General features: G+C 63.2%; 24 protein-coding genes. 13 read left to right on the forward strand and 11 right to left on the reverse strand.

Translation table 11 applies throughout. The features are described 5' to 3' along the window. Positions 1 to 20: 20 nt before the first annotated feature. The 5 genes from FJ943_RS11865 to FJ943_RS11885 are packed head-to-tail and all read left to right on the forward strand — an operon-like array spanning position 21 to position 5161. The gene (locus tag FJ943_RS11865; RefSeq protein WP_181174537.1) at positions 21 to 542 is read left to right on the forward strand and encodes a hypothetical protein; all 522 of its coding nucleotides are present in this window, start codon (positions 21 to 23) and stop codon (positions 540 to 542) included. Positions 543 to 571: 29 nt separating this feature from the next. Further along, on the forward strand, positions 572 to 2458 hold the full coding sequence (locus tag FJ943_RS11870) for an ABC transporter ATP-binding protein (RefSeq protein WP_140617682.1): 1887 nt from the start codon (positions 572 to 574) through the stop codon (positions 2456 to 2458). A gap of 10 nt (positions 2459 to 2468) precedes the next feature. Next, on the forward strand, positions 2469 to 4352 hold the full coding sequence (locus tag FJ943_RS11875; protein ID WP_140721683.1) for an ABC transporter ATP-binding protein: 1884 nt from the start codon (positions 2469 to 2471) through the stop codon (positions 4350 to 4352). A gap of 4 nt (positions 4353 to 4356) precedes the next feature. After that, positions 4357 to 4848 (forward strand): GNAT family N-acetyltransferase, encoded by a 492-nt coding sequence (locus tag FJ943_RS11880; RefSeq protein ID WP_246671858.1) that lies wholly within the window; start codon positions 4357 to 4359, stop codon positions 4846 to 4848. A gap of 1 nt (position 4849) precedes the next feature. Next, complete coding sequence (locus tag FJ943_RS11885; RefSeq protein WP_140721686.1) at positions 4850 to 5161, forward strand: DUF6665 family protein; 312 nt, start codon at positions 4850 to 4852, stop codon at positions 5159 to 5161. Between the two features lie 16 nt (positions 5162 to 5177). On the opposite strand, the gene FJ943_RS11890 is transcribed toward FJ943_RS11885, so the two are convergent. Further along, a complete protein-coding gene (locus tag FJ943_RS11890) occupies positions 5178 to 5522 on the reverse strand; it encodes a cupin domain-containing protein (RefSeq protein ID WP_140617686.1) in 345 nt (114 codons plus the stop codon). 315 nt (positions 5523 to 5837) lie between these two features. Between FJ943_RS11890 and petA the strand changes: the two genes are divergently transcribed. From petA to FJ943_RS11915, 5 genes are all read left to right on the forward strand, one after another. After that, positions 5838 to 6398, forward strand: a complete 561-nt coding sequence (petA, locus tag FJ943_RS11895) for a ubiquinol-cytochrome c reductase iron-sulfur subunit (RefSeq protein WP_140617687.1) — start codon at positions 5838 to 5840, stop codon at positions 6396 to 6398. A 16-nt stretch (positions 6399 to 6414) separates the two neighbouring features. Further along, the gene (locus tag FJ943_RS11900) at positions 6415 to 7716 is read left to right on the forward strand and encodes a cytochrome b N-terminal domain-containing protein (protein WP_015316074.1); all 1302 of its coding nucleotides are present in this window, start codon (positions 6415 to 6417) and stop codon (positions 7714 to 7716) included. Positions 7717 to 7743: 27 nt separating this feature from the next. Continuing rightward, positions 7744 to 8616: a cytochrome c1 gene (locus FJ943_RS11905; RefSeq protein WP_140721689.1), complete on the forward strand. Its 873-nt coding sequence runs from the start codon at positions 7744 to 7746 to the stop codon at positions 8614 to 8616. 273 nt (positions 8617 to 8889) lie between these two features. Next, on the forward strand, positions 8890 to 9585 hold the full coding sequence (locus FJ943_RS11910) for a phosphatase PAP2 family protein (protein WP_015316076.1): 696 nt from the start codon (positions 8890 to 8892) through the stop codon (positions 9583 to 9585). Between the two features lie 231 nt (positions 9586 to 9816). Continuing rightward, on the forward strand, positions 9817 to 10362 hold the full coding sequence (locus tag FJ943_RS11915; protein ID WP_015316077.1) for an adenine phosphoribosyltransferase: 546 nt from the start codon (positions 9817 to 9819) through the stop codon (positions 10360 to 10362). 158 nt (positions 10363 to 10520) lie between these two features. On the opposite strand, the gene FJ943_RS11920 is transcribed toward FJ943_RS11915, so the two are convergent. The 3 genes from FJ943_RS11920 to FJ943_RS11930 form a co-directional block, all read right to left on the reverse strand. Beyond that, positions 10521 to 10979, reverse strand: coding sequence for a MaoC family dehydratase (locus tag FJ943_RS11920; protein WP_015316078.1), 459 nt, complete (start codon positions 10977 to 10979; stop codon positions 10521 to 10523). Further along, positions 10976 to 11443 (reverse strand): MaoC family dehydratase, encoded by a 468-nt coding sequence (locus FJ943_RS11925; RefSeq protein WP_140721692.1) that lies wholly within the window; start codon positions 11441 to 11443, stop codon positions 10976 to 10978. The genes FJ943_RS11920 and FJ943_RS11925 overlap by 4 nt, the downstream gene beginning before the upstream one ends. Positions 11444 to 11594: 151 nt before the next feature. Then, complete coding sequence (locus FJ943_RS11930) at positions 11595 to 12929, reverse strand: solute carrier family 23 protein (RefSeq protein WP_015316080.1); 1335 nt, start codon at positions 12927 to 12929, stop codon at positions 11595 to 11597. A gap of 136 nt (positions 12930 to 13065) precedes the next feature. On the opposite strand from FJ943_RS11930, the gene guaD reads away from it, so the two are divergent. Continuing rightward, a complete protein-coding gene (guaD, locus tag FJ943_RS11935; protein ID WP_140721695.1) occupies positions 13066 to 14433 on the forward strand; it encodes a guanine deaminase in 1368 nt (455 codons plus the stop codon). A 115-nt stretch (positions 14434 to 14548) separates the two neighbouring features. Here the strand turns inward: guaD and FJ943_RS11940 are convergent, their stop codons facing one another. From FJ943_RS11940 to FJ943_RS11965, 6 genes are all read right to left on the reverse strand, one after another. After that, positions 14549 to 14923, reverse strand: a complete 375-nt coding sequence (locus FJ943_RS11940) for a helix-turn-helix transcriptional regulator (protein ID WP_140721698.1) — start codon at positions 14921 to 14923, stop codon at positions 14549 to 14551. Positions 14924 to 14927: 4 nt separating this feature from the next. Continuing rightward, a complete protein-coding gene (locus tag FJ943_RS11945) occupies positions 14928 to 15134 on the reverse strand; it encodes a type II toxin-antitoxin system RelE/ParE family toxin (protein ID WP_140721701.1) in 207 nt (68 codons plus the stop codon). Positions 15135 to 15306: 172 nt separating this feature from the next. Further along, positions 15307 to 16410 (reverse strand): redox-regulated ATPase YchF, encoded by a 1104-nt coding sequence (gene ychF, locus FJ943_RS11950; RefSeq protein WP_015316083.1) that lies wholly within the window; start codon positions 16408 to 16410, stop codon positions 15307 to 15309. A gap of 96 nt (positions 16411 to 16506) precedes the next feature. After that, complete coding sequence (gene pth / locus FJ943_RS11955; protein WP_140665084.1) at positions 16507 to 17262, reverse strand: aminoacyl-tRNA hydrolase; 756 nt, start codon at positions 17260 to 17262, stop codon at positions 16507 to 16509. Between the two features lie 24 nt (positions 17263 to 17286). After that, positions 17287 to 17928: a 50S ribosomal protein L25/general stress protein Ctc gene (locus tag FJ943_RS11960; RefSeq protein ID WP_015316085.1), complete on the reverse strand. Its 642-nt coding sequence runs from the start codon at positions 17926 to 17928 to the stop codon at positions 17287 to 17289. A 237-nt stretch (positions 17929 to 18165) separates the two neighbouring features. Beyond that, on the reverse strand, positions 18166 to 18594 hold the full coding sequence (locus tag FJ943_RS11965) for a MarR family transcriptional regulator (RefSeq protein ID WP_015316086.1): 429 nt from the start codon (positions 18592 to 18594) through the stop codon (positions 18166 to 18168). A 151-nt stretch (positions 18595 to 18745) separates the two neighbouring features. On the opposite strand from FJ943_RS11965, the gene FJ943_RS11970 reads away from it, so the two are divergent. Continuing rightward, positions 18746 to 19603 (forward strand): alpha/beta hydrolase, encoded by an 858-nt coding sequence (locus FJ943_RS11970; protein ID WP_140721703.1) that lies wholly within the window; start codon positions 18746 to 18748, stop codon positions 19601 to 19603. A gap of 69 nt (positions 19604 to 19672) precedes the next feature. Here the strand turns inward: FJ943_RS11970 and FJ943_RS11975 are convergent, their stop codons facing one another. Then, positions 19673 to 20914, reverse strand: a complete 1242-nt coding sequence (locus FJ943_RS11975; protein ID WP_015316088.1) for an MFS transporter — start codon at positions 20912 to 20914, stop codon at positions 19673 to 19675. Positions 20915 to 21053: 139 nt separating this feature from the next. Here FJ943_RS11975 and FJ943_RS11980 point away from each other — a divergent pair, with 139 nt between their 5' ends. After that, positions 21054 to 21968, forward strand: a complete 915-nt coding sequence (locus FJ943_RS11980) for a helix-turn-helix transcriptional regulator (protein ID WP_140721706.1) — start codon at positions 21054 to 21056, stop codon at positions 21966 to 21968. The last annotated feature ends 38 nt before the right edge of the window (positions 21969 to 22006 follow it).

Consider the following 22006-nt stretch of genomic DNA (forward strand, 5'->3'; position numbering starts at 1 on the left):
GTCTTCGAAGGAATCCCGCGATGTTTTTCAAGCTGCCGAAGGGGCCGATGGCCCCGTCCCAACGCGTTCCGACTGATCCGCTGCCGATCCCGCGGCACGACGTCGATCATCCTTTTTATCTCTATTTCAACACGGAGGACGGACCGATGTTCGATCCCTACAGAATACCGGGCTCGAGGAGCCTGCAACACCCGAAGGTGGTGGCTTGGGCGCTGTTGATCGGCGACACCTATTCGTCGGCGGTTCATGCCGAAGTACGCCGGCGTCCACATCGCGGCATGCTGCCGGATGTCGATTTCTCGCGCGCGGTACCCGATCCGAGCCGTCCGTCGCTGGTGCGCCGGATCATCCGGCTGATCCGGCCAGGCGCGAAAAACCGGACTGGTGGCGCCATGTCGTCAGGATCGACAAAGGTGGCTGTCGGCGAAAAGCCGGCGAACCCCTATATAGCGCGAAACAGGGCCGACGCTCCGGATGATTCCGGAGCGTCGGCCCTCGATGCCATGCGGTCCGAGGACTTCGTACGCCGCCAAGCCGCGTAAGCGGAAAACAGATCTCACAGGCGTGACCTATGTTGTTGTTTAGCTGGTTTGAAAGAAAGCTCGATCCCTTCCCGGCCGCGGAACCGGTCGAGCCGCCCAAGACGCTTGTTGCCTTCTGCCTGCATTATACGCGCGGGGCATGGCCCTATATTCTTGTCGATGCGGTGCTGGTCGCGGCCATCGCCATCGCGGAAGTGTGGATGTTCGGCTTCCTCGGCCGCATCGTCGACTGGCTGTCGGGGCAGAACCGCGAGACCTTCCTGCAGACGGAGGGCTGGAAGCTCGCCGGCATGGCCTTCATCGTATTGTTTGCGCTGCCCGGCACGGTCTGGCTGCATTCCCTGCTCAACCAGCAGACGCTGATGGGCAATTACCCGATGCGCATCCGCTGGCAGGTGCACCGCTACCTGCTCAAGCAATCGATGAGCTTCTACCAGGACGAGTTCGCCGGCCGCATCGCCACCAAGCTGATGCAGACCGCGCTTGCCGTGCGCGAATGCGTCATCAAGGTGATCGACGTCCTGAACTACGTCGTCGTCTATTTCCTCGGCATGCTGTTGATCGTGGGTTCGGCCGACTGGCGGCTGGCCGCGCCGCTCGGCGTCTGGATGGTCGGCTACATCCTGCTGCTGCGCTTTTTCATCCCGCGACTGGGCAAGGTCGGCGAAGAGCAGGCCAATGCGCGCTCGACCATGACCGGTCGCGTCGTCGACAGCTACACCAACATCCAGACGGTCAAGCTGTTTTCCCATTCACGCCGCGAGGCCGCCTTCGCCAGGGAAGGCATGATGGGCTTCCTCGACACGGTCTACCGGTCGATGCGGCTGGTGACACTGCTGTTCGGCTCGCTCTACATACTGAACGCGCTGCTGCTGTTCTCGGTCACCGCCATCTCGCTGTGGCTGTGGATGGGGCAAGTGGTGACGATCGGTGCGGTCGCCGTGGTCATCGGCCTGGTGCTCCGGATGTGGGGCATGTCGCAGTGGATCATGTGGGAAATGTCGAGCCTGTTCGAGAATATCGGCACGGTGCAGGACGGCATTGCCTCGATCTCGTTGCCGCGCCTTGTCGAGGACAGGCCGGATGCCAAGGAGATCATCGTTTCCAAAGGCGATATCCGCTTCGAGGATATCCGCTTCCATTACGGCAAGCAGAAGGGCGTCATCGAAAACCTGTCGCTGGCGGTGAAGCCGGGCGAGAAGGTCGGCATTGTCGGCCGCTCGGGCGCCGGCAAGTCGACGCTGGTCAATCTCCTCTTGCGCTTCTACGACTTGGAAAGCGGCCGGATCCTGATCGACGGCCAGGAGATCGCCGGCATGAAACAGGATTCGCTGCGCGCCCAGATCGGGATGGTCACGCAGGACACCTCGCTGCTGCATCGTTCGGTGCGCGAGAACATCCTCTATGGCCGGCCCGATGCCACCGACGAGATGCTGCTCGAGGCGGCGCGGCGGGCCGAGGCGATGGATTTCATATCAGGACTTTCGGATCATCATGGACGCAAGGGGTTCGATGCCTATGTGGGCGACCGCGGCGTCAAACTGTCCGGCGGTCAGCGGCAACGCATCGCCATTGCTCGCGTTATGTTGAAGGACGCGCCCATACTTATCCTTGACGAGGCGACGTCAGCGCTCGATTCCGAGGCGGAAGCCGCCATCCAGGAGAACCTCTACAAGCTCATGCAAGGCAAGACCGTCATCGCCATCGCGCACCGGCTGTCGACCATCGCGGCGATGGACAGGCTCGTCGTGATGGACCAGGGTCGCGTCATCGAGGAAGGCTCACACGAGGAACTGGTCGCCAGAGGCGGGCTCTACGCGCAGCTCTGGCAGCGCCAGTCGGGTGGGTTCCTGCTCGATGACGTCCCAGTCGAAGCCGCCAATGACGCAATAGCAAAGGGGCAAGCCGCAGAATGATGGCCGCCGCATGATGACAGCCGTCTACCGCTGGTTCGAGACCTGGGTCTACCCGTTCAGGGAGCCGGCGAATCTTCGGCCACCGGCCAGCGTTACGGGCTTCCTCTGGCACTATGTCGGGCAAGCGAAGTTCGCCTTCTTCGCCATGCTGGTCATCGGCGGCATCGCGCCGCTCGTCGAGGCCGGGCTGTTCTATTTCGTCGGACGGCTGGTCGATATTCTCGACCAATTGCCCGGCGAACGGAGCTGGCACGCGCTGTGGACCGCCGCCGGACCCGAACTGGTGTTCATGGTCGCGGTGGTGCTGATCATCCGCACCGTGGTCGTCGCCTTGTCGGCGCTGGTCGACGAACAGACGATCACGCCCGGCTTCTACAATCTGGTGCGTTGGCAGGCGCACCGGCACGTCTCGCGCCAGTCCTACGCCTTCTTCCAGAACGATTTTGCCGGCCGCATCGCGACGAAAGTCTGGCAAGCCGGACAGGCGACGGGCGACCTGATGGAAAGCTTCATCGAGGTCGTCTGGTTCATGGTCGTCTATACGGTGACGACGCTGGCGCTGGTCGCCGGGCTTGACCTCAGGCTGGCGGCACTCGTGGTGGTCTGGATCACCGCCTTCGGCTTTCTGGCGAAGCGCTATTTGCCGGCAATCCGCAAGCACGCCGAAGCGACGGCGGAGGCGGGCTCCATGATCAATGGCCGCATTGTCGATTCCTACTCCAACGTGCAGACGCTGAAACTGTTCGCGGCCGATGGCGACGATCGCTACATCAGGAACGGCTTCGACATCTATCTCGACGCATTGCGGCCCTTCACCCGCCGCTTGACCGGCGTGCGCATGGCGCTGACGACGCTGTCGGGCATCATGATCACGGCGATCGGCTGCTTTGCCGTTTATCTCTGGGTCGAGGGCTCGATCACGGTCGGGGCGGTCGCCTTCACGCTCAGCCTGGTGCTGCGGCTCAATATGCTGCTCGGCCGGTTGATGATGCAGATGAACGGCATCTTGCGGAATCTCGGCGTGCTGGAGAACTCCAAGGCGCTGATCTCGCAGCCGCTCGGCCTGACCGATGCACCGGACGCCGGGGAACTGGTCGTGGCGGGTGGGCGCATCGAAGTAAAAAATGTCGAGTTCCACTACGGCAAGGGGTTTGGGGTGCTGAACGGCATCAACCTTATCGTCAAGCCGGGTGAGAAGGTCGGGCTGGTCGGGCCTTCGGGCGCCGGCAAGACGACGCTGGCGAACCTTATCCTGCGCCTCTACGATCTCGAAAGCGGCCAGATCACCATCGATGGCCAGGACGTCTCTGGTGTAACGCAGGATTCGTTGCGCGCCAATATCGGCGTCGTCAGCCAGGATACGGCCCTGTTCCACCGTTCGCTGCGTGACAACATCAAGCTCGGCATGCCCGACGCAACCGACGCGCAGGTCATCGCGGCGGCGAAAAAAGCCGAGGCCCATGAATTCATCCTGACCTTGCGCGACAACAGGGACCGCCAGGGCTACGAAGCCTTTGTCGGCGAGCGCGGCGTGAAACTGTCGGGCGGCCAGCGCCAGCGCGTGGCGATCGCCCGCGTCTTCCTCAAGGACGCGCCGGTCCTGATCCTCGACGAGGCGACGTCGGCGCTCGATTCCGACATCGAGGCGGCGATCCAGGAGAATCTGACGCGGCTGATGGAGAACAAGACCGTGATCGCGATTGCCCACCGGCTGTCGACGATCGCGGCACTTGACCGCCTGGTGGTGCTCGACGGCGGCCGCATCGTCGAGCAAGGCACACATGACGAACTGGTGGCGCTCGACGGGCTTTATGCCCGGCTGTGGAAGCGCCAGTCCGGCGGGTTCCTCTATCACGAGGAAAGCGTGCTGGAAGAGACGCGGCCGGCGGAGTAGGCGCGTGGGTGGATCGGCAGAGCTCAGTCCGGAGATCGGCCCAGAGATCGGCTACACGCTCAAGCGTTTGCGGCCAACCGTGGCGGCCTTCGACATGCTGAAGGAAGAGAGCCGGCTGGAAGGCTACTGGATGCTGGTGCGTCTGGGCGATGGCTGGGCAAGCGGCCGCAACAAGTTCCTGAAGCGGGGCGAGGCGCTGTTCGGAGCCTGGCATGGCGCCGAACTCGCCGGTGTCTGCGGGCTGAACATCGATCCCTATTTCGAGGGCAGGGACCACGGCCGGGTCCGCCACCTGTTCGTCAGCGCGCGTCACCGTCGCGCCGGCCTTGGCCGAACGCTGGTCGAGATCGTGATCGACCGAGCCCGCCAGTATTTCACCGTGTTGAACACCCGCGCGCCGCCAGAAGCCTTCGCTTTCTATGAACGGCTTGGTTTTCAGCGCGTGGAGGGCGAAGAATTCGTTACCCATCGCATGGTGTTCAGGAAAGGGAACTGAAATGTCCTTGCGTCCGCCATCCCATCTTGCCGGCACGTCGGCCGCCGACGCGGCCTTCGACGCGCTTGGCCATGAAATCCTGGCAGAGAAGGCGGCGGCGCTCGGGCGGGCCGGCCAGCGCGTCGAAGAAACCTTGGTCAGGTTGCGCGATAACGGGGACGATGAGTTGCGCCCCCGTCTGCTCAAGGAGGCTGCCGTGGCCGTTCACGCCTATTTCATCCAGCGCGAACTGTGCGGCCTTCGCAAGCATGACGCCGTGATCCGCGAATACAATATCCCCAGGGCGGTTCTAGTGAGGCTGGGCGCCGCGTAAAATCAGTTTTTAGAAATCACTCCAGCCATTCGGTGATGAAGCTGCCGTTTTCGTGAATGTCGGTCGTTTCCAGCGGACCGGGACCGAGATTGGTGAACTTGTGCGGCGTGTTAGGCGGCACGATCAGGATCTGCCCCGCCGAAGCCTCGATTTCCTGGTCACCGACCGTGAAGAGGCCGGTTCCCTGGCGGATGATGAAGATCTCCGCATAGGGATGGGCGTGCAGCCGCGGGCCGCCGCCGACGTCGGGCAGGTGATTGAAGATCAGGCAGGAGTTTGAGCCGTAGGCACCGCACTGCAGTTCGCCCTTCCAGTGGTCGGAACGAACAGCCCATTGCTCGCGATCGATGACGTGCGCCATGCGAAGGAGGATAGATCACACCGGCGCCCTGTGTCGAGGCAAGCCGGAGCCTTGGATTTTGCTGATATTTCCCGGTTGTTTAGCCGCCCTTTGCAGCCATTCGCCGTCCCGCCGGACACGAGGGGATTTTGTCCCCGCGACAATCTGCCCTTGTGCCTTCACCCGTCTGGACAAAAACGGGCTTCACGCATAAACCGAAGTCCAAATGCCGGAGGAATTCGCTAGCCTGTTCGCCATGCGCTGTCGGGTTGGCGTGATTGAGCGGGGAACAAGGCTCGGCCACCGGCGCGGAAGAGGCGAAAGGATCAGGCACCCGTGAGCGCAACCGACATCCACGATCCCAATCGTCGAGATTTTCTCTACGTCGCCACCGGCATGGCCGCCGTGGTCGGCGCCGGTGCCGTGGCTTGGCCGTTCATCGACCAGATGCGCCCTGATGCCTCGACGCTGGCGCTCGCTTCGGTCGAGGTCGATGTCTCCTCGCTGGCGCCTGGCAGCTCGCTGATCGTCAAGTGGCGCGGCAAGCCGGTCGTGGTGCGCAACCGGACCGAGAAGGAAATGAAGGACGGAGAGGCCGTCAGCCTCTCCGATCTCAAGGATCCGATTGCCCGCAACGCCAATTTGCCGTCCGATGCGCCGGCGACCGACGCCAACCGCACCACGCCAGGCAAGGAAGCCTGGATGGTGATGGTTCAGGTCTGCACCCATCTGGGCTGCATCCCGCTCGGCCAGGAAGGCGATTTCGGCGGCTGGTTCTGCCCGTGCCACGGTTCGCAATACGACACGGCCGGCCGCATCCGCAAAGGCCCGGCGCCGGAGAACATGGCGATTCCGGTATTCAAATTCGTTTCCGACACCAAACTCCTTATCGGTTGAGGCAGGGGATATTTCGATGAGCGAGGGACACTCGACCTACACGCCGAAGACCGGTATCGAACGCTGGTTCGACGCCCGCATGCCGCTGCCCAGGATGGTCTATGACAGCTTCATCGCCTATCCGGTGCCGCGCAACCTGAACTATATGTGGACCTTCGGCGGCATCCTGGCGATCATGCTGGTGGCGCAGATCCTGACCGGCATCGTGCTGGCCATGCACTATACGGCCGACACCAATCTCGCCTTCGGTTCGGTCGAAAAGATCATGCGCGACGTGAATTCCGGATGGCTGCTGCGCTACATGCACGCCAACGGCGCCTCGTTCTTCTTTATCGCCGTCTATTTGCACATCTTCCGCGGCCTCTATTACGGCTCCTACAAGGCGCCGCGCGAGCTGCTGTGGATTCTCGGCTGCATCATCTACCTCCTGATGATGGCGACCGGTTTCATGGGATATGTGCTGCCATGGGGGCAGATGAGCTTCTGGGGCGCCACTGTCATCACCGGCTTCTTCAGCGCCATTCCTCTGGTTGGCGACTGGATCCAGCAGCTCCTGCTCGGCGGCTTCGCCGTCGACAATCCGACGCTGAACCGCTTCTTCGCCCTGCATTACCTGCTGCCGTTCATGATTGCCGGCGTCGTCGTTCTGCATGTCTGGGCGCTGCATGTCGTCGGCCAGTCGAACCCGACCGGCATCGAGGTCAAGTCGAAGACAGATACCGTGGCCTTCACGCCCTACGCGACCATCAAGGACGCGTTCGGCATGATCGTGTTCCTGTTCGTCTTCGCCTACTTCGTCTTCTACCTGCCGAACTATCTCGGCCATCCGGACAACTACACGGTCGCCAACCCGCTTAAGACGCCGGCCCATATCGTCCCGGAATGGTACTTCCTGCCGTTCTACGCAATCCTGCGCGCCATCACGTTCAACATCGGGCCGATCAATTCCAAGCTCGGCGGCGTGCTGTGCATGTTCGGCGCCATCGTCATGCTGTTCCTGGTGCCGTGGCTCGACACCTCCAAGGTGCGCTCGGCGGTCTACCGGCCCTGGTACAAGCTGTTTTTCTGGCTGTTCGTGGCCGATGCTATCCTGCTGGGCTGGCTGGGCTCGCAGCCGGCGGAAGGCAGCTATGTGTTCATGGCGCAGATGGCGACGCTGTTCTACTTCGCCTTCTTCCTGATCGCGCTGCCGGTGCTCGGCTTGATCGAGACACCCCGCAGGCTGCCGAACTCGATCACCGAGGCGGTGCTCGAAAAGAACAAGGGTGGCAGCGGGCATCCGGCGGGCGCCACGGCAGCGCCTGAGACCAAGGGCTGAGCGGTAGAGAATCTAAGGGGATTTGGCATGAAAAAGATTCTCACCTCGCTTGCGCTGGTCGGCCTCGTGGCCGCCGGCACCGGAGTTGCAGGCACTTGGGCGTTCGCGGCCGAAGAGGCGCACAACGCGGCGGCACCGACGCATTTCCCGATCAACGAGCCGAAGGAAATGAGCTGGAGCTTCACCGGCCCGTTCGGCACCTATGACAAGGCGCAGTTGCAGCGCGGGCTGAAGGTCTACAAGGAAGTCTGCTCGGCCTGCCATTCGATGAACCTGGTGGCGTTCCGCACGCTTTCGGACCTCGGTTACAGCGACGCGCAGATCAAGACGCTGTCAGCCGAATACACCATCCATGATGGCCCCAACGATGCCGGCGACATGTTCGACCGTCCCGGCAAGCCGTCCGACCATTTCCCGGCCCCATTCGCCAATGAGGAAGCCGCCGCTGCCTCCAATGGCGGTGCGGCGCCGCCGGATATGTCGTTGCTGGCCAAGGCGCGCGGCGTCGAGCGCGGCTTCCCGCAGTTCGTCTTGGATATCTTCACCCAGTATGATGCCGGTGGTCCCGACTACATCCATTCGCTCTTGACCGGCTACGACCAGACCCCGCCCGCCGGCATGGTCATCCCCGAAGGCACACACTACAACCCGTACTTCATGTCCGGCGTGTCGCTGAAGATGCCCAAGCCGCTCTCCGACGGCCAGGTCACCTATGACGACGGCTCGCCGCAGACCATCGACCAGTATTCCCGCGACGTGGCTGCCTTCCTGACATGGGCTGCCGAGCCGCACATGGAAGACCGCAAGAAGATGGGCTTCCGCGTGCTGGTGTTCCTGCTTCTGTTCGGCGCCCTGGTCTACCTGACCAAGCGCAAGGTGTGGGAAGCCGTCGCGCACTAGGCCTGTTGATCTTCAGGTGAGGCCGGTCTGCAAACGATGGCTTCCGGTGCTCACGTACTTCAAGTACGCTCCGCTCCGGTTCTCGGAAACCATCGTTTTCGATTCGGCCTGACCTGAATCTCAAAGGCCCTGGGCCGTTCAGTGTACAACATGGGGCGCCGCGAGGTGCCCTTTCTGCTTTTTGAGTGGATTGCGCCTCCACGTCTCGGCGGTGTCACATGGCCGTCACCACACATCGCGATCCTGCGGCGCTCTCATCAAAGGATCACGCCCATGAAAAGATACGCATCGCTTGCGGCAGGCCTGCTGCTGCTCGTCGTTGGTTCCGCGGCCCGCGCCGAAGACGCAAAACCATTTATCACCAACAAGGATGTCGACCTGACGATGATCCTGCCGCCGCCGCCGGCCAATGATTCGGCTGAGACCAAGGCCGAGCTTGGCGAAGTGCTGACCATGCAGGTCACGCGCACACCCGAGATGGAAGCCCGCGCCATCGCCGACGCCGAGGAAAACGTCTGGCGTTTCGCCGATGTCATGGGACCGAATTTCAACAAGGACAAGCTGCCGAAATTCAGCGCCTTCTTCGATCGCGTGGTGGAGACCGAAGGCGCCGTCGTCGATCCGGCCAAGGATGTCTGGAAGCGCCCGCGTCCGCACCAGCTCAGCGATCTCGTCAAGCCGGTGGTCAAGCTGTCGAGCTCCGGTTCCTGGCCGTCCGGCCATGCGACCGTCGGCACGATGATGGGCATCATCCTGTCCGACATGGTTCCGGAAAGGCGTGCTGAGATCATGGCGCGCGCGGCCGAGTTCGCCCACAACCGCATCGTCGGCGGCATCCACTATCCGTCCGACGTCGAGATGGGCAAGATTTCCGGCAGCGTCATCGCCGCCGTCCTGCTCAACCGGGATGACTTCAAGGCCGAGTACGATGTGGCCAGGGCGGAGCTTCGTTCCGATCTCGGCATGTAGGATTTGGCCGATAGCCATCCGTTCGAGCGGGGCGCCTTCGGGCGCCCCTTTTTCGTGGCTGCGCCCAACAGGAGGAAAATCGCCTGGTGGTTGCTCCCAGCCCGTAGTCAATTCCTTTGCCGGATGCGCTTGTCTCGGTCGCCACATCGCGCTAGCCGTTGTCGGTCGCGCCGGGTTACGATCGGCCCCGCGCCGTTTCACTTTGTCAGCCGGATCATTCGGAGCCGCTTCATGAAACCTTCTCTCGAAGACACGCTGCTGGCCTCGATCCGTACCATCCCGGACTATCCCAAGCCCGGCATCCTGTTTCGCGACATCACCACGCTGCTCGGCAATGCGCGCGCCTTCCGCCGCGCCATCGACGAGCTGGTGCATCCCTATGCCGGGCAGAAGATCGACAAGATCGCCGGCATCGAAGCGCGCGGCTTCATCCTGGGCGGCGCCGTTGCTCACCAGCTCTCGGCCGGCTTCGTGCCGATCCGCAAGAAGGGCAAGCTGCCTTATGAGACCGTGCGCGTCGCCTACAGCCTGGAATACGGGCTGGACGAGATGGAGATGCACAAGGACGGCGTCGCGCCCGGCGAGAAGGTGATCCTGGTCGACGATCTGATCGCCACCGGCGGCACGGCTGAAGCGGCGGTCAAGCTGCTGCGCCAGATCGGCGCCGACATTCTCGCCGCCTGTTTCGTCATCGACCTGCCGGATTTGGGCGGGCGCGCCAAGCTCGAAGCGCTCGGCGTGCCGGTGCGAACGCTGATCGGGTTCGAGGGGGTTTGAGACCGGTTTGCCGAAGGCAAATTGAAAGGTCCAGTGGACCTTTCAAAGATCTCGAACGCCCGGAGCGATAGCGAAGGGCAGGGAGGCAACACGATAACCAGCGCGGGTGCCGCCCTCATCCGCCTTCGGCCACGCCGTAAACGGGGCGAAGGAAGAGACTACTCCACCTTCACCAGCACCGCGCTTTCGAACTCCAGCACCTTGCCGCCGGTCGAATCAGTGGCCTCGCAGAGGAGCGCCAGCAACCGCCAGCCGGGGCGGGACGCGATGGGGCGGTGGGACAGCGCCGTGCGCGTGAAGGTGATGGTTTGCCCGGCAAAGACGGGCTTCAGCCACTTCAGGTTCTTGAATCCGGGCGAGGGGCCGAATTCGGGCACCGGGCCGTCCCAGCCTTCGGCGTCCAGGCGGCTCTCCAGGTTCAGCTTCATCCAGGTGGCGGCGGTATGCCAGCCGGAGGCGCAGAGGCCGCCGAGCACGCTCTTCTTCGCGGCCTCTTCGTCGATGTGAAAGATCTGCGGGTCGTATTTGCGGGCGAACGCCTTGATCGCCTCGGGCTCGAATCTGTGCGAGCCCAGCGTCACCGTGGTGCCGATGCGGAAGAATTCGTCGAGCGTCATGCCGCATTCCCCGCGTCGCGCGTCAGGAACATGACGGAGTTCTCGAGCTCGAAGACGCTTTCGCCGCGCTGGTTGACCAGTTCGCTGCGCATGGTCACGAAGCCGAGTTGCGGCTTCGATTTCGACAGGCGCCTGGCCAGAACCACCAGGCTGCCCCGCAGCGTATCGCCGGCGAGCACCGGCTTCTTCCATTTGACCTGATCGACTCCTGGTGCGCCCTGGCAGGTGGAGTCCAGCAGGAAGGCATCGCACAGCATGCGCATGAACATGGCGCAGGTGTGCCAGCCTGAAGCCGAGAGGCCGCCCAGGATACTCGCCTTGCCGGCCCCCTCGTCGAGATGCATCGGCTGGGCATCGAACTCGCTGGCGAACTCGATGATTTCGGCCGCGCTCACCTGTTTGGTGCCGAGATCGAACGAGATCCCCTCGACGAAGTCCTCATAGGCCCATGTCTTGCCGGTCATGGTCTGGCATCCCTGCAGAACGCGCGATCCGTATGGATCGGCAAACCCGGATGCAGGCCGCGGGCGATTTGGTCAAGCCCTTTCTGGTGAGCCAGCCGGCGCGATCGGGCCCGCGGCGGCAGTAGGGGCCAGCCGCGGCGCCTCCGATCGCCTAGCGGGCGTTCGGCAGGATCTGGTGCAGGACGATCGCCCAGACGGCGCCGAAGGCGATGGATGAGCCCAGAATGTACTGCACGATATCGGGCAGCGTCTTGACGAAATCCGGCGGTACCAGCGTGGCGAACAGCGCCATCAGGATGGGCAGGCCGATGACCAGCATGTTGCGTTCGGTCAGCGGCGTCCCGCGCACCACCCGAAAACCGTTCATGGCGATGACGACGCAAAGCACTCCGAAGACGCCGCCGATGACCGGCCCCGGGATTGAGGCGATGACCGCCGAAAGCTTGCCGATCAGCCCGAACAGCACCAGGAAGATGCCGGCCGCCCCGAAAGCGGCACGGCTGGCGATGCCGGTGATGGCGATGATGCCGGCGTTGGACGAATAGCCGGTGACCGGCGTGCTGCACAGCAGCGCGCTGATCAGACAGCCAAGGCCTTCGCCGGTGGCGCCCCGGTCGAGCTGCTCGTCCGAGAGCGGCTTGTCGATGACGGCACCGACCGCGAACCAGGTGCCGGTGGTTTCGGCCAGGACGACGATGTAGACGATCAGCATGGTCAGCGTCGCCGACCAGGAGAAGGTGACATCGAGATTGAGGAAGGCGATGCGCGGCATGGAAAACCAGGTCGCGGCGGAAACGCCCGTCATGTCGAGCTGGCCCATGAAGGCGGCGGCCACGCTGCCAGCCACAAGCGCGATGATCACGGACAGCAGGCGCAGCCATGCGCCTTTCGCGCCAAGCGCCATGCCGATCAGCATGCAGCCGACAAGGACCGCCGCGGCGACGAAGGCGAGGACGATGTTGCCGCCGACGGTGGCGGTGCCGTGGACAGCGAAGACGCTCTCCTTCAGTGCCACCGGCATCAGCGCGACGCCGACGACGATGATGATGGCGCCGCCGACGATGGACGGCACGAAGCGGTTGACGAGGCGGTGGAAGAGCTTTGTCGGCGATCCCAGAAGCATGACCAGTATGGCGCCCGGAATGAGTGCGCCGATCACGGCCGACAGGCCCGGCAGGCCGCCGCCGGCGCCAAAGGCAATCGCCAGCACCGCGCCGATCGGGACGAAGGACGGTCCCTGGACGACGGGCAGCCGCATCAGCAACTGCGACTGGATCAGGGTTGCGATGCCTGCCGCCACGAAGGCCGACTGGATGAAGGCGCCGGCGTCGCCGACGCTGAAGGCAAGCACCGACGCGATGATGAACGGCACGATATAGACGTCCATAGCCAGCACGTGCTGGAGGCCGAGCAGGGCGGCCTTGCCCAGGGGCAACGGATCGTCCGGCTGGGCGATCAAACTGATTTCTGGCGCAACGCGTTCCATGATGTCCCCTCTGGAAATCCCCGGCCGATCATGGGATCAGTCGGCGGCAAAGGACAGCGGCGGAAATGTTTGCCAACTGTTTTCTTCTAGGCCACGCATTGGCAGCCCCGCCCGCCAGCAGCACCGGAGCGACGATATGACGGCAGATCCTTTCGTGCTGCTCGGCACCGCCTTCCATACGCCTGAGCGCGGCAGGCTGGAGGTGCTGGAGGAGCACCTGTTCTGCGTCGATGCACAGGGGCGCATCGCCGAGATCCTGGCGCCCGGCCACCCGGAATACACGGCCACGATAAGCGATGCCCGCCGGGCGGGCAGGCTGGTGAAACTTGGCGAGGGGCAGTTCCTGCTGCCGGGGCTCGTCGACCTGCACATTCATGCGCCGCAATGGCCGCAGATGGGCAAGGCGCTGGACGTGCCGCTCGAAGTCTGGCTGTGGAAATACACTTTTCCGCTCGAGGCCCGCTATGCGGATTTGGACTATGCTCGCGCGGTCTATGCTGATCTGGTCGACAATCTGCTCGCCAACGGCACCACCACCGCGCTCTATTTCGCCACCGTCCATGTCGAGGCGAGCGTGGCGCTCGCCGAGACATGTCTTGAGAAAGGCCAGCGTGCCCTGGTCGGCAAGGTGGTGATGGACGACCCCGAACAGTGTCCGCCCTTCTATCGCGATGCCGATGCGGCAAGCGCTGTTTCGGATACCAGGCGCTTCATCGAGGCCGTCATGTCATTGGATCCGGGCGAGAGGCCGCTTGTCCAGCCGGTGATCACGCCGCGTTTCATTCCAAGCTGCACCGACGCGGCCTTGCAGGGGCTGGGCGAACTCGCGGAAGAGTTCGGTTGCCACGTGCAGACCCATTGCTCCGAAAGCGATTGGGCAAAGCAGTTCGTGGAAGCGCGCTTCGGCCAAACGGATGCGGCAAGCCTCGATGGTTTCGGCCTGCTCACCCGTCATACGATCCTGGCGCATTCGAACTTCATCGATGGGCAGGACATGGACCTGATCAAGGAGAAGGGCGCCGGCGTCGCTCATTGCCCGCTGTCCAACGTCTACTTCGCCAATGCAGTGTTTCCGCTTCGCGAGGCGCTCGACCGGCACATGCATGTCGGGCTCGGCACCGATATTTCAGGCGGCTACAGCCCATCGCTGTTCGACGGTTGCCGGAACGCGCTGTCGGCCTCGAGAACATTGCAGAGCGGCGTGCATGCCGGCCTGCCGGCAAAGGAGCGCGGCGCGCCCGGCGAGCCGATCACGCATCAGGAAGCGTTCTGGCTGGCGACCGCGGGAGGCGCGGAAGCGCTCGACCTGCCGACCGGCAGTTTTCGCGTCGGACACGAATTCGACGCGCTGCTGATCGACACCAAGGCGAGCGCCTCGAACATCCATGTCAACGGCGCCGACGATACGCTCGACGACGTCTTTCAGAAGATCGTGCTCAATGCGGCACGGGCCAATATTGCCACTGTTTGGGTCGGAGGCCGGCCGGTGGTCGGCTGTAGCTAAGCTACGCTCACTTGTAGTGGCCTCGCCTGCGCGAATAAACATGGCCCTGTGCCGACGTCGGCAGCGCCTGCGAGCATGGAATACGACAGCCCGTTTTCGTCTTTCGCAACGGGCGCTATACGAGATCGTCAACCGAGACATTGAGGGCGGCGGCGATGCGCTTGATCGTGTCGAAGCTACCGTCGCGGGTGCCTGTCTCGATCTGCGAGAGATAGCCTGCGCTGATCTCAGTCCTTTCAGCGAGGTCGCGAGCCGAAATCCCGCGATGCTCGCGCCAGACGCGGATCTTATTCTCGCCGTCCAGGATGCGGTTGACGACGGCGACCGGAATAAGCTCCTCCTCGCCGGCAGCGATCTTTTGCTTGATCTGATCGTAGGTTTGAATGTCGGCCACGTCCTCCGCCGCTTCAACAAGGCTCTCGTAATCAGCGAGTGGCAGAATAGCCATACGGTCGCCATTCGGCGTGGTAATGATGGTGGGCTTGTTCATGTCCTCAGTCCTCGTAGATGCTACCGCGCGGTCCGATCTCCACAATGTCCATTACCGTGCCTTCCTGATCGAAGATAATACGGTAGTCCCCGACCCTAAGCCTGAAGCCTGGCCGGCCTTTCAGCCGTTTGACATTTTTCGCCAAGCTGGCCGGTTCGGCTGCATATTGGCCGATTTTAGCAGTGATCAGCCGAGCCGTGTTGGCGGGCATCCGCGCGCAAGCTAGAAATTTGCGTTAGCAAATAATGGGACATGGCTTTCATCGGTCTCCACCGGGTGCTGATCGGGGTAAGGCGACTTATGGTCTTCAATACCCCCGCGAGAACTCTGCGGCAGGGATGGTGCTGTCCGACTGACGGTTGGGTCGCTCCGCCGCGACCTCCTCAGGTATTGAACTTGAACAGCATGATGTCGCCGTCCTGGACGACGTACTCCTTGCCTTCGTCGCGTGCCTTGCCGGCTTCCTTGGCCGCCACTTCGCCGCCCAGCGTGACGAAGTCGTTGTAGGCGATGGTCTGGGCGCGGATGAAGCCGCGCTCGAAATCGGTGTGGATGACGCCGGCCGCCTGCGGCGCCTTGGCGCCCTTGTGCACGGTCCAGGCGCGCGTCTCCTTCGGCCCAACGGTGAAATAGGTGATGAGCTGCAACAATTCGTAGCCGGCACGGATCACCTTGTTCAGGCCGGGCTCGTCGAGGCCGAGCGAGGACAGGAATTCCATCTCTTCCTCGTCGGAGAGCTGCGCAACCTCGGCTTCGATCGCGGCCGAAATGACGACAGTGCGGGCGCCTTGCGCTGCGGCCATCTGCTCCACGGCCCTGGTGTGCTCGTTGCCGGTGGCCGCGTCCGCCTCGGCGACGTTGCAGACGTAGAGCACGGGATGTGAGGTCAGAAGGTTCAAGCCCTGCAAGATGTGCAGATCTTCCGCCGAGATGCCGTCGAGCAGGATGCGGGTCGGCTTGCCTGCCTGCAGCAGCTCGAGCGCGGCCTCCATCATCGGCAGCACGGTCGTCGCTTCCTTGTCCTTGCTGCCGGCGCGCTTGCGGAACTGGACGATGCGGCGCTCGAGGCTGTCGAGGTCGGCGAGCATCAGCTCGGTCTCGACCGTCTCGGCGTCGGCGACGGGGTCGATGCGGCCCTCGACATGGGTGATGTCGTCATCCTCGAAGCAGCGCAGCACATGCACGATGGCGTCGACCTCGCGGATGTTGGCGAGGAACTGGTTGCCCAGGCCTTCGCCCTTGGAGGCGCCGCGGACCAGGCCGGCGATGTCGACAAAGGAGATGCGGGTCGGGATGATCTCCTTCGACTTGCCGATCGCCGCGATCTTCTGCAGGCGCGGATCGGGCACCGCCACCTCGCCGGTGTTCGGTTCGATGGTGCAGAACGGGTAGTTGGCGGCCTGCGCGGCGGCCGTCCTCGTCAGCGCGTTGAAAAGCGTCGACTTGCCGACGTTGGGCAAGCCAACGATGCCGCATTTGAAACCCATTTTATCCAGTCCTATCGGGAAAAGCGAAATTTGATGAGGCTATGGGCGATAGGGGTTGGGAACGTCAAGTCCCGTGACGCCGCATGCGCCTACGCCTCAGTCCTTGTTGCCGAAGAGTTTCTTCAGCATGGCGGCCATGGGGCCGCTTTCCGGCAGCTTGGCGACCGGCTGCTGAGGGCGGGCCTGGCGGACATGACTTTGCTGTTTCGGGCTTTGCTGTTTCGGGCTCGACTGCTTCCGCGCCGGGTTTTCCGGTTCGGCGCCGGTCTTGCCCTGGACGGCAAGGGCGGCCTTGTTCATGAAACCGGATTCGTCGCCCTTGACGATCATCGCCGCATTGTCGGCGATCGCGTCGAGCAGCGGGTCGAGCCAGTCGCGGTCGGCCTTGGCGAAATCACCGAGCACATGATGCTGGACCATTTCCTTGACGCCGGGATGGCCGACGCCGATGCGCACACGGCGGTACGCATTGCCGACATGGCCGTCGATCGAGCGGATGCCGTTGTGGCCGCCGGCGCCGCCGCCGGTCTTGATGCGCAGCTTGCCTTCGGCAAGGTCGATCTCGTCGTAGAAGACGGTGAGGGCGGAAAGGTCGAGCTTGTAGAAGCGCAGCGCTTCGCCGACCGACTGGCCGGACAGGTTCATGAAGGTCTGCGGCTTGATCAGGATGATCTTTTCGCCGCCGAGCGTGCCCTCGGAAATCAGGCCCTGGAACTTCTTCGACCAGGGTGAAAAGGAATGGCGGCGGGCGATAGCGTCCGCCGCCATGAAGCCGACATTGTGCCGGTTTTCAGCGTATTTCGCGCCCGGATTGCCGAGGCCGGCAAAGACAAGCGCTGTCTTTTCTGGCATCGTCGCCTCCGGGCGTGAAAAGAGTTACTTCTCTTCGGCGGCGGGAGCCGCTTCGGGAGCCGCGGCCTCAGCTGTCTCTTCGGTCTCCGGCTTCATCGCCGACGAACCGGCAACGGTCGCGATGGTGAAGTCGCGGTCGGAGATGACCGGCTTGACGCCGGCCGGCAGCTTAACCGACGAGATGTGGATCGAATCGCCAATGTCGGCGCCGGTGAGATCGACGGTGATGAATTCCGGGATCGCATTGGCCGGGCAGTGGAACTCGACTTCGTGACGCACGATGTTGAGCACGCCGCCCCGCTTGATGCCGGGTGACTTGTCTTCATTGATGAAGTGCACGGGAACATCGACGTTGACTTCGGTGTCCTTGCCGATGCGCAGGAAGTCGACATGGACAGGGAAATCCTTGACCGGGTCGAGCTGGAAGTCCTTCGGCAGGACCTGGATCTTCTTGCCGTCGACATCGATCGTGGCGATCGTGGTCAGGAACCCGCCGCCGTGGATCTTGTAGTAGATGTCCTTGTAGGTGAGCGCGATCGCCAGGGGAGGCTGTCTGTCACCATAGATTACTGCAGGCACTTTACCGTTGCGGCGAACTGCACGGGCGGACCCCTTACCGACCTGTTCGCGCGCTTCGGCCTTGAGCTCGTAAGTATCGTGGCTCATGGCTTTTCCTTTCGCGTGTTATGGAGCGCCTACGGTTGGCAATGTACCAGGCCGTAAACGTCGAAAGCCGCCAGACCTCGATGTCCGAATGCCGGAAACCGCAGCGAGCGGATCTTTGTTCGGGATCACAAGGGGAAGGCAGCCTTCCGCCGCGTTGCCTCCAAGGGTGTCTACGCGGGTGGCGGCTCTATAGCGGAAGGCGGGCAGGCGTGCAAGCGGCGGGTGGGAAGGCCGTTGCTACCGGTCGCCGCTCAACGCATCGCGCAACGCCTGGACCTGCCGGTTCAGCGTGTCGAGTTCGGCCAGCGTCATGCCCGAGCGTTCGACCAGGGTCTCGTTCAGGCAGTTGCACTGGACGAGCAGCTTGCGGCCGGCCGGTGTCAGGTCGACCTGTACCTGGCGCTCGTCGGTCTGGCTGCGCTGGCGGGTAACCAGGCCGGCCTGCTCCATCCGCTTCACCAACGGCGTGACCGTGCTCGATTCCAGGGCGAGCCTGTGCGCGATCGTGCCGACAGACATGCCGTCGGCCTCGCCCAGCGCGTTGAGCACGAGATATTGCGGATAGGTGATCCCCATCTCGTCCAACATCGGCTTGTAGGTGCGATTGATCGCCATGCTGGTGGCGTAGAGCGTGAAGCAGAGCTGATTGTCCAGCGGGAGAGGCACGGTGGATTCCTTTGCCGATTAAGCGCACGCATTATGTACCACGGAAAAAGATATCGCGATACATATTTCTATGGACAAGAACCCTGAGCTGGGTTAGCGATATTGCTATCGCGATATTTTTTATCGCGACAGCAATCAAACGGAGATAGAGATGACCTCGCAGACCAAACCAGGCTCAGGCAGCGGCACGATCACCACCAAGGACGGCACGGAGATCTATTACAAGGACTGGGGAACCGGTCAGCCCATCGTGTTCCATCACGGCTGGCCGCTGAGCAGCGACGATTGGGATGCACAGATGCTGTTCTTCCTGGGCCAAGGCTACCGGGTCATCGCCCACGACCGCCGCGGCCACGGCCGTTCGACGCAGACGGATATCGGCAACGAGATGGACACCTATGCCGCCGATGTGGCTGAACTTGTCGCGCATCTCGACCTCAAGGACGCCATCCATGTCGGCCATTCGACGGGTGGCGGCGAGGTGGCGCGCTATGTCGCCCAGTATGGAGCGGGCGGCCGTGTCGCCAAGGCAGCGTTGCTCGGCGCGGTGCCGCCGATCATGCTCAAGACCCCAGCCAATCCCGGCGGCCTGCCGATCGAGGTCTTCGACGGCTTCCGCTCCGGCGTCGCCGCCAACCGCGCGCAGCTATACGTGGATGTTCCCGCTGGCCCGTTCTACGGGTTCAACCGTCCGGGCGCCGTGGTCTCGCAGGGCATTATCGACAACTGGTACCGCCAGGGCATGATGGGCGGCACCAAGGCGCATTACGACTGCATCAAGGCCTTCTCGGAGACCGACTTCACCGAAGACCTCGAGAAGATCGACGTGCCGGTGCTGGTCATGCATGGCGACGACGACCAGATCGTGCCGATTGCCGACTCGGCGCTGCTGAGCATCAAGCTGCTCAAGAAGGGCGAGCTCAAGGTCTACAAGGGCTTTCCGCACGGCATGGCCACGACCCACGCCGACATCATCAACGCCGACCTGCTGGCCTTCTTCAAGGCCTGAAGCCCTCCTGCCGGAATGGCAAAAGGCATCCGCCATATGGCGGGTGCCTTTTGCCTGGACACAGATGATTCAAGCGGCCGCTTGCGCCTTCCGGGCTTCCTTCATGTTGGGCAGGAACACCGTCAGCAGCCCCAGGAACGGCAGGTACGAGCAGATCTGGAAGACGAAGTCGATGCCCTTCATGTCGGCGACGACGCCAAGCACCGCGGCCGCGATGCCGCCGACGCCGAAGGCGAAACCGAAGAAGATGCCGGCGATCGTGCCGACGCGACCCGGCACCAACTCCTGTGCGAAGACGACGATGTTGGAGAAGGCCGACGAGAGGATGAGGCCGATCAGCACGGTCAGCACCATCGTCCATTCCATGTTGGCGTAGGGCAGCGCCAGCGTGAAGGGCAGGACGCCGACGATCGAAAACCAGATCATCGCCTTTTGTCCATAGCGGTCGCCGAACGGACCGCCGAGTAGGATGCCCAGCGCCGAAGAGCCGAGGAAGAGGAACAGCATGACCTGCGACATCTGCACCGAAACGCCGAACTTATGGATGGAATAGAAGGTGTAGTAGCTGGCCAGGCTGGCGATGTAGGCGTTCTTGGTCAGCACCAGCAAGGTCAGCACCGCCAGGGCCCACATCACCTTGCGGCGCGGGAAGGGCGACACGAAGCTTGCCGCCTTGCGATTGCCTTGCGCTGCGCGCAGGCGGCTGTACCAGCCGCCGACCTGCCACAGGATGACGATGCCGATCAGCGAACCGACGGCGAACCAGGCGATGCTGGTCTGGCCGAAGGGCACGACGATGAAGGCGGCCAGCAAGGGACCCATGGACTGGCCGAAATTGCCGCCGACCTGGAACAGCGACTGCGCCAGGCCAAACCGGCCTCCGGATGCGAAGCGGGCGATGCGCGAGGATTCCGGATGGAAGATCGCCGAACCGATGCCGATCAGCGAGGCGCCGATCAGCAGCAGGTAGTAGTGCCCGGCATAGGCCAGCACGACCAGGCCGATCAGCGACGATGCCATGCCCCAGGGCAGCGAGTAAGGCATCGGCCGCTTGTCGGTGACCGCGCCGATGATCGGCTGCAGCAGGGATGCCGTTACCTGGAAGGTGAAGGTCAACAGCCCGATCTGCCAGAAGTCGAGGCCGTAATTGTCTTTCAGAAGCGGATAGATGGCCGATAACAGCGACTGCATGATGTCGTTGATGGAGTGGCAGAGGCTCACCGCCAGGATAACGGTGAAGGCCGTAGCCTGGGCTGACGCGTGACTGGCGGTCGCAGGCGGCGCGACGCTGGTGGCGGTCGTATCGGTCAAGATAGGCTCCGTAGTCTTTTTGGCGGGTTGTTACCGCAGGCGACGTGGCGGGCGCTTCCCGCAGGCAGCCTTATAGTCCGGTTGCCAGGCGACTTCTTTCGTGGTTTGGTCCAATAGTTTCGCAAGTGGGCCATATCGAATGCCAAAAACCAGGGAAGTTTTCGGCGCCGGCCACACCGACCTCGAGCAGTTGCACGGGCTGCGCTGGCAGTGGCTCGAGCAGGCGGTCGGGCCGGCGGTGGTGCTGCCGACCGAATATCCGGATGGCTACCACGTGCCGCACCACCACCACAGCCGCAGCCAGTTGCTGCATGCGCTGGTCGGCGTCGTGCTGGTGACGACGCGGCATGGGCGCTGGATGGTGCCGCCGGACCATGCGATGTGGATTCCAGCCGGCATCGAACATTCCGTCGAGATGCTCGGCGACGTCTCGATGCGCTCGGTCTATGTCATGCCGCAGGCGATCCCAGGCCTGCCGGAGGGCATGCGCGTCGTCGGCGTCACCGACCTGATGCACAGTCTTATCGTGGAATCCGAGAAGCTGCCGCAAGGCGGCGAACTGGAAGGGCGCGGTGGCCTGATCATGAGCCTGCTCCTGCATGAGATCCCGCAATTGCCGGAGCGGCCGCTCGGCCTGCCGTTCCCGTCGGATCCCAAACTGGCGGCGCTCTGCCGGCGTTTCGTCGCAGCACCCTCACCGCACGCGACGATCGACCAATGGGCCGATACCGTCGGCATGAGCCGGCGCTCCTTCACGCGCGCCTTCCAGCGGCAGACCGGCCTGTCGCTGTCGACATGGCGCCAGCAGGCCTGCCTGTTCGCGGCGCTGCCGAGGCTCGCCGATGGCGAGCCGATCACGCGGGTGGCGCTCGATCTCGGCTATGACAGCGTGCCGGCCTTCATCACCATGTTCAAGCGCATGCTTGGCTCCTCGCCGCGCGGCTATATGCGCGGCGCGCGTGATGCCGGCGAAGGCATGCGGCGAGCCCCGGCCCGGCTGGAGGCGCCGACGCCATCGGCCTTGCCGCAGGAACAATTTGGGCCGCAGGAGTAACTTGGGCCGCAGGGGTAACCTGGGCCGCAGGGATAACT

This window comes from Mesorhizobium sp. B2-3-10, from assembly GCF_006442275.1.
Taxonomy (GTDB): domain Bacteria; phylum Pseudomonadota; class Alphaproteobacteria; order Rhizobiales; family Rhizobiaceae; genus Mesorhizobium; species Mesorhizobium australicum.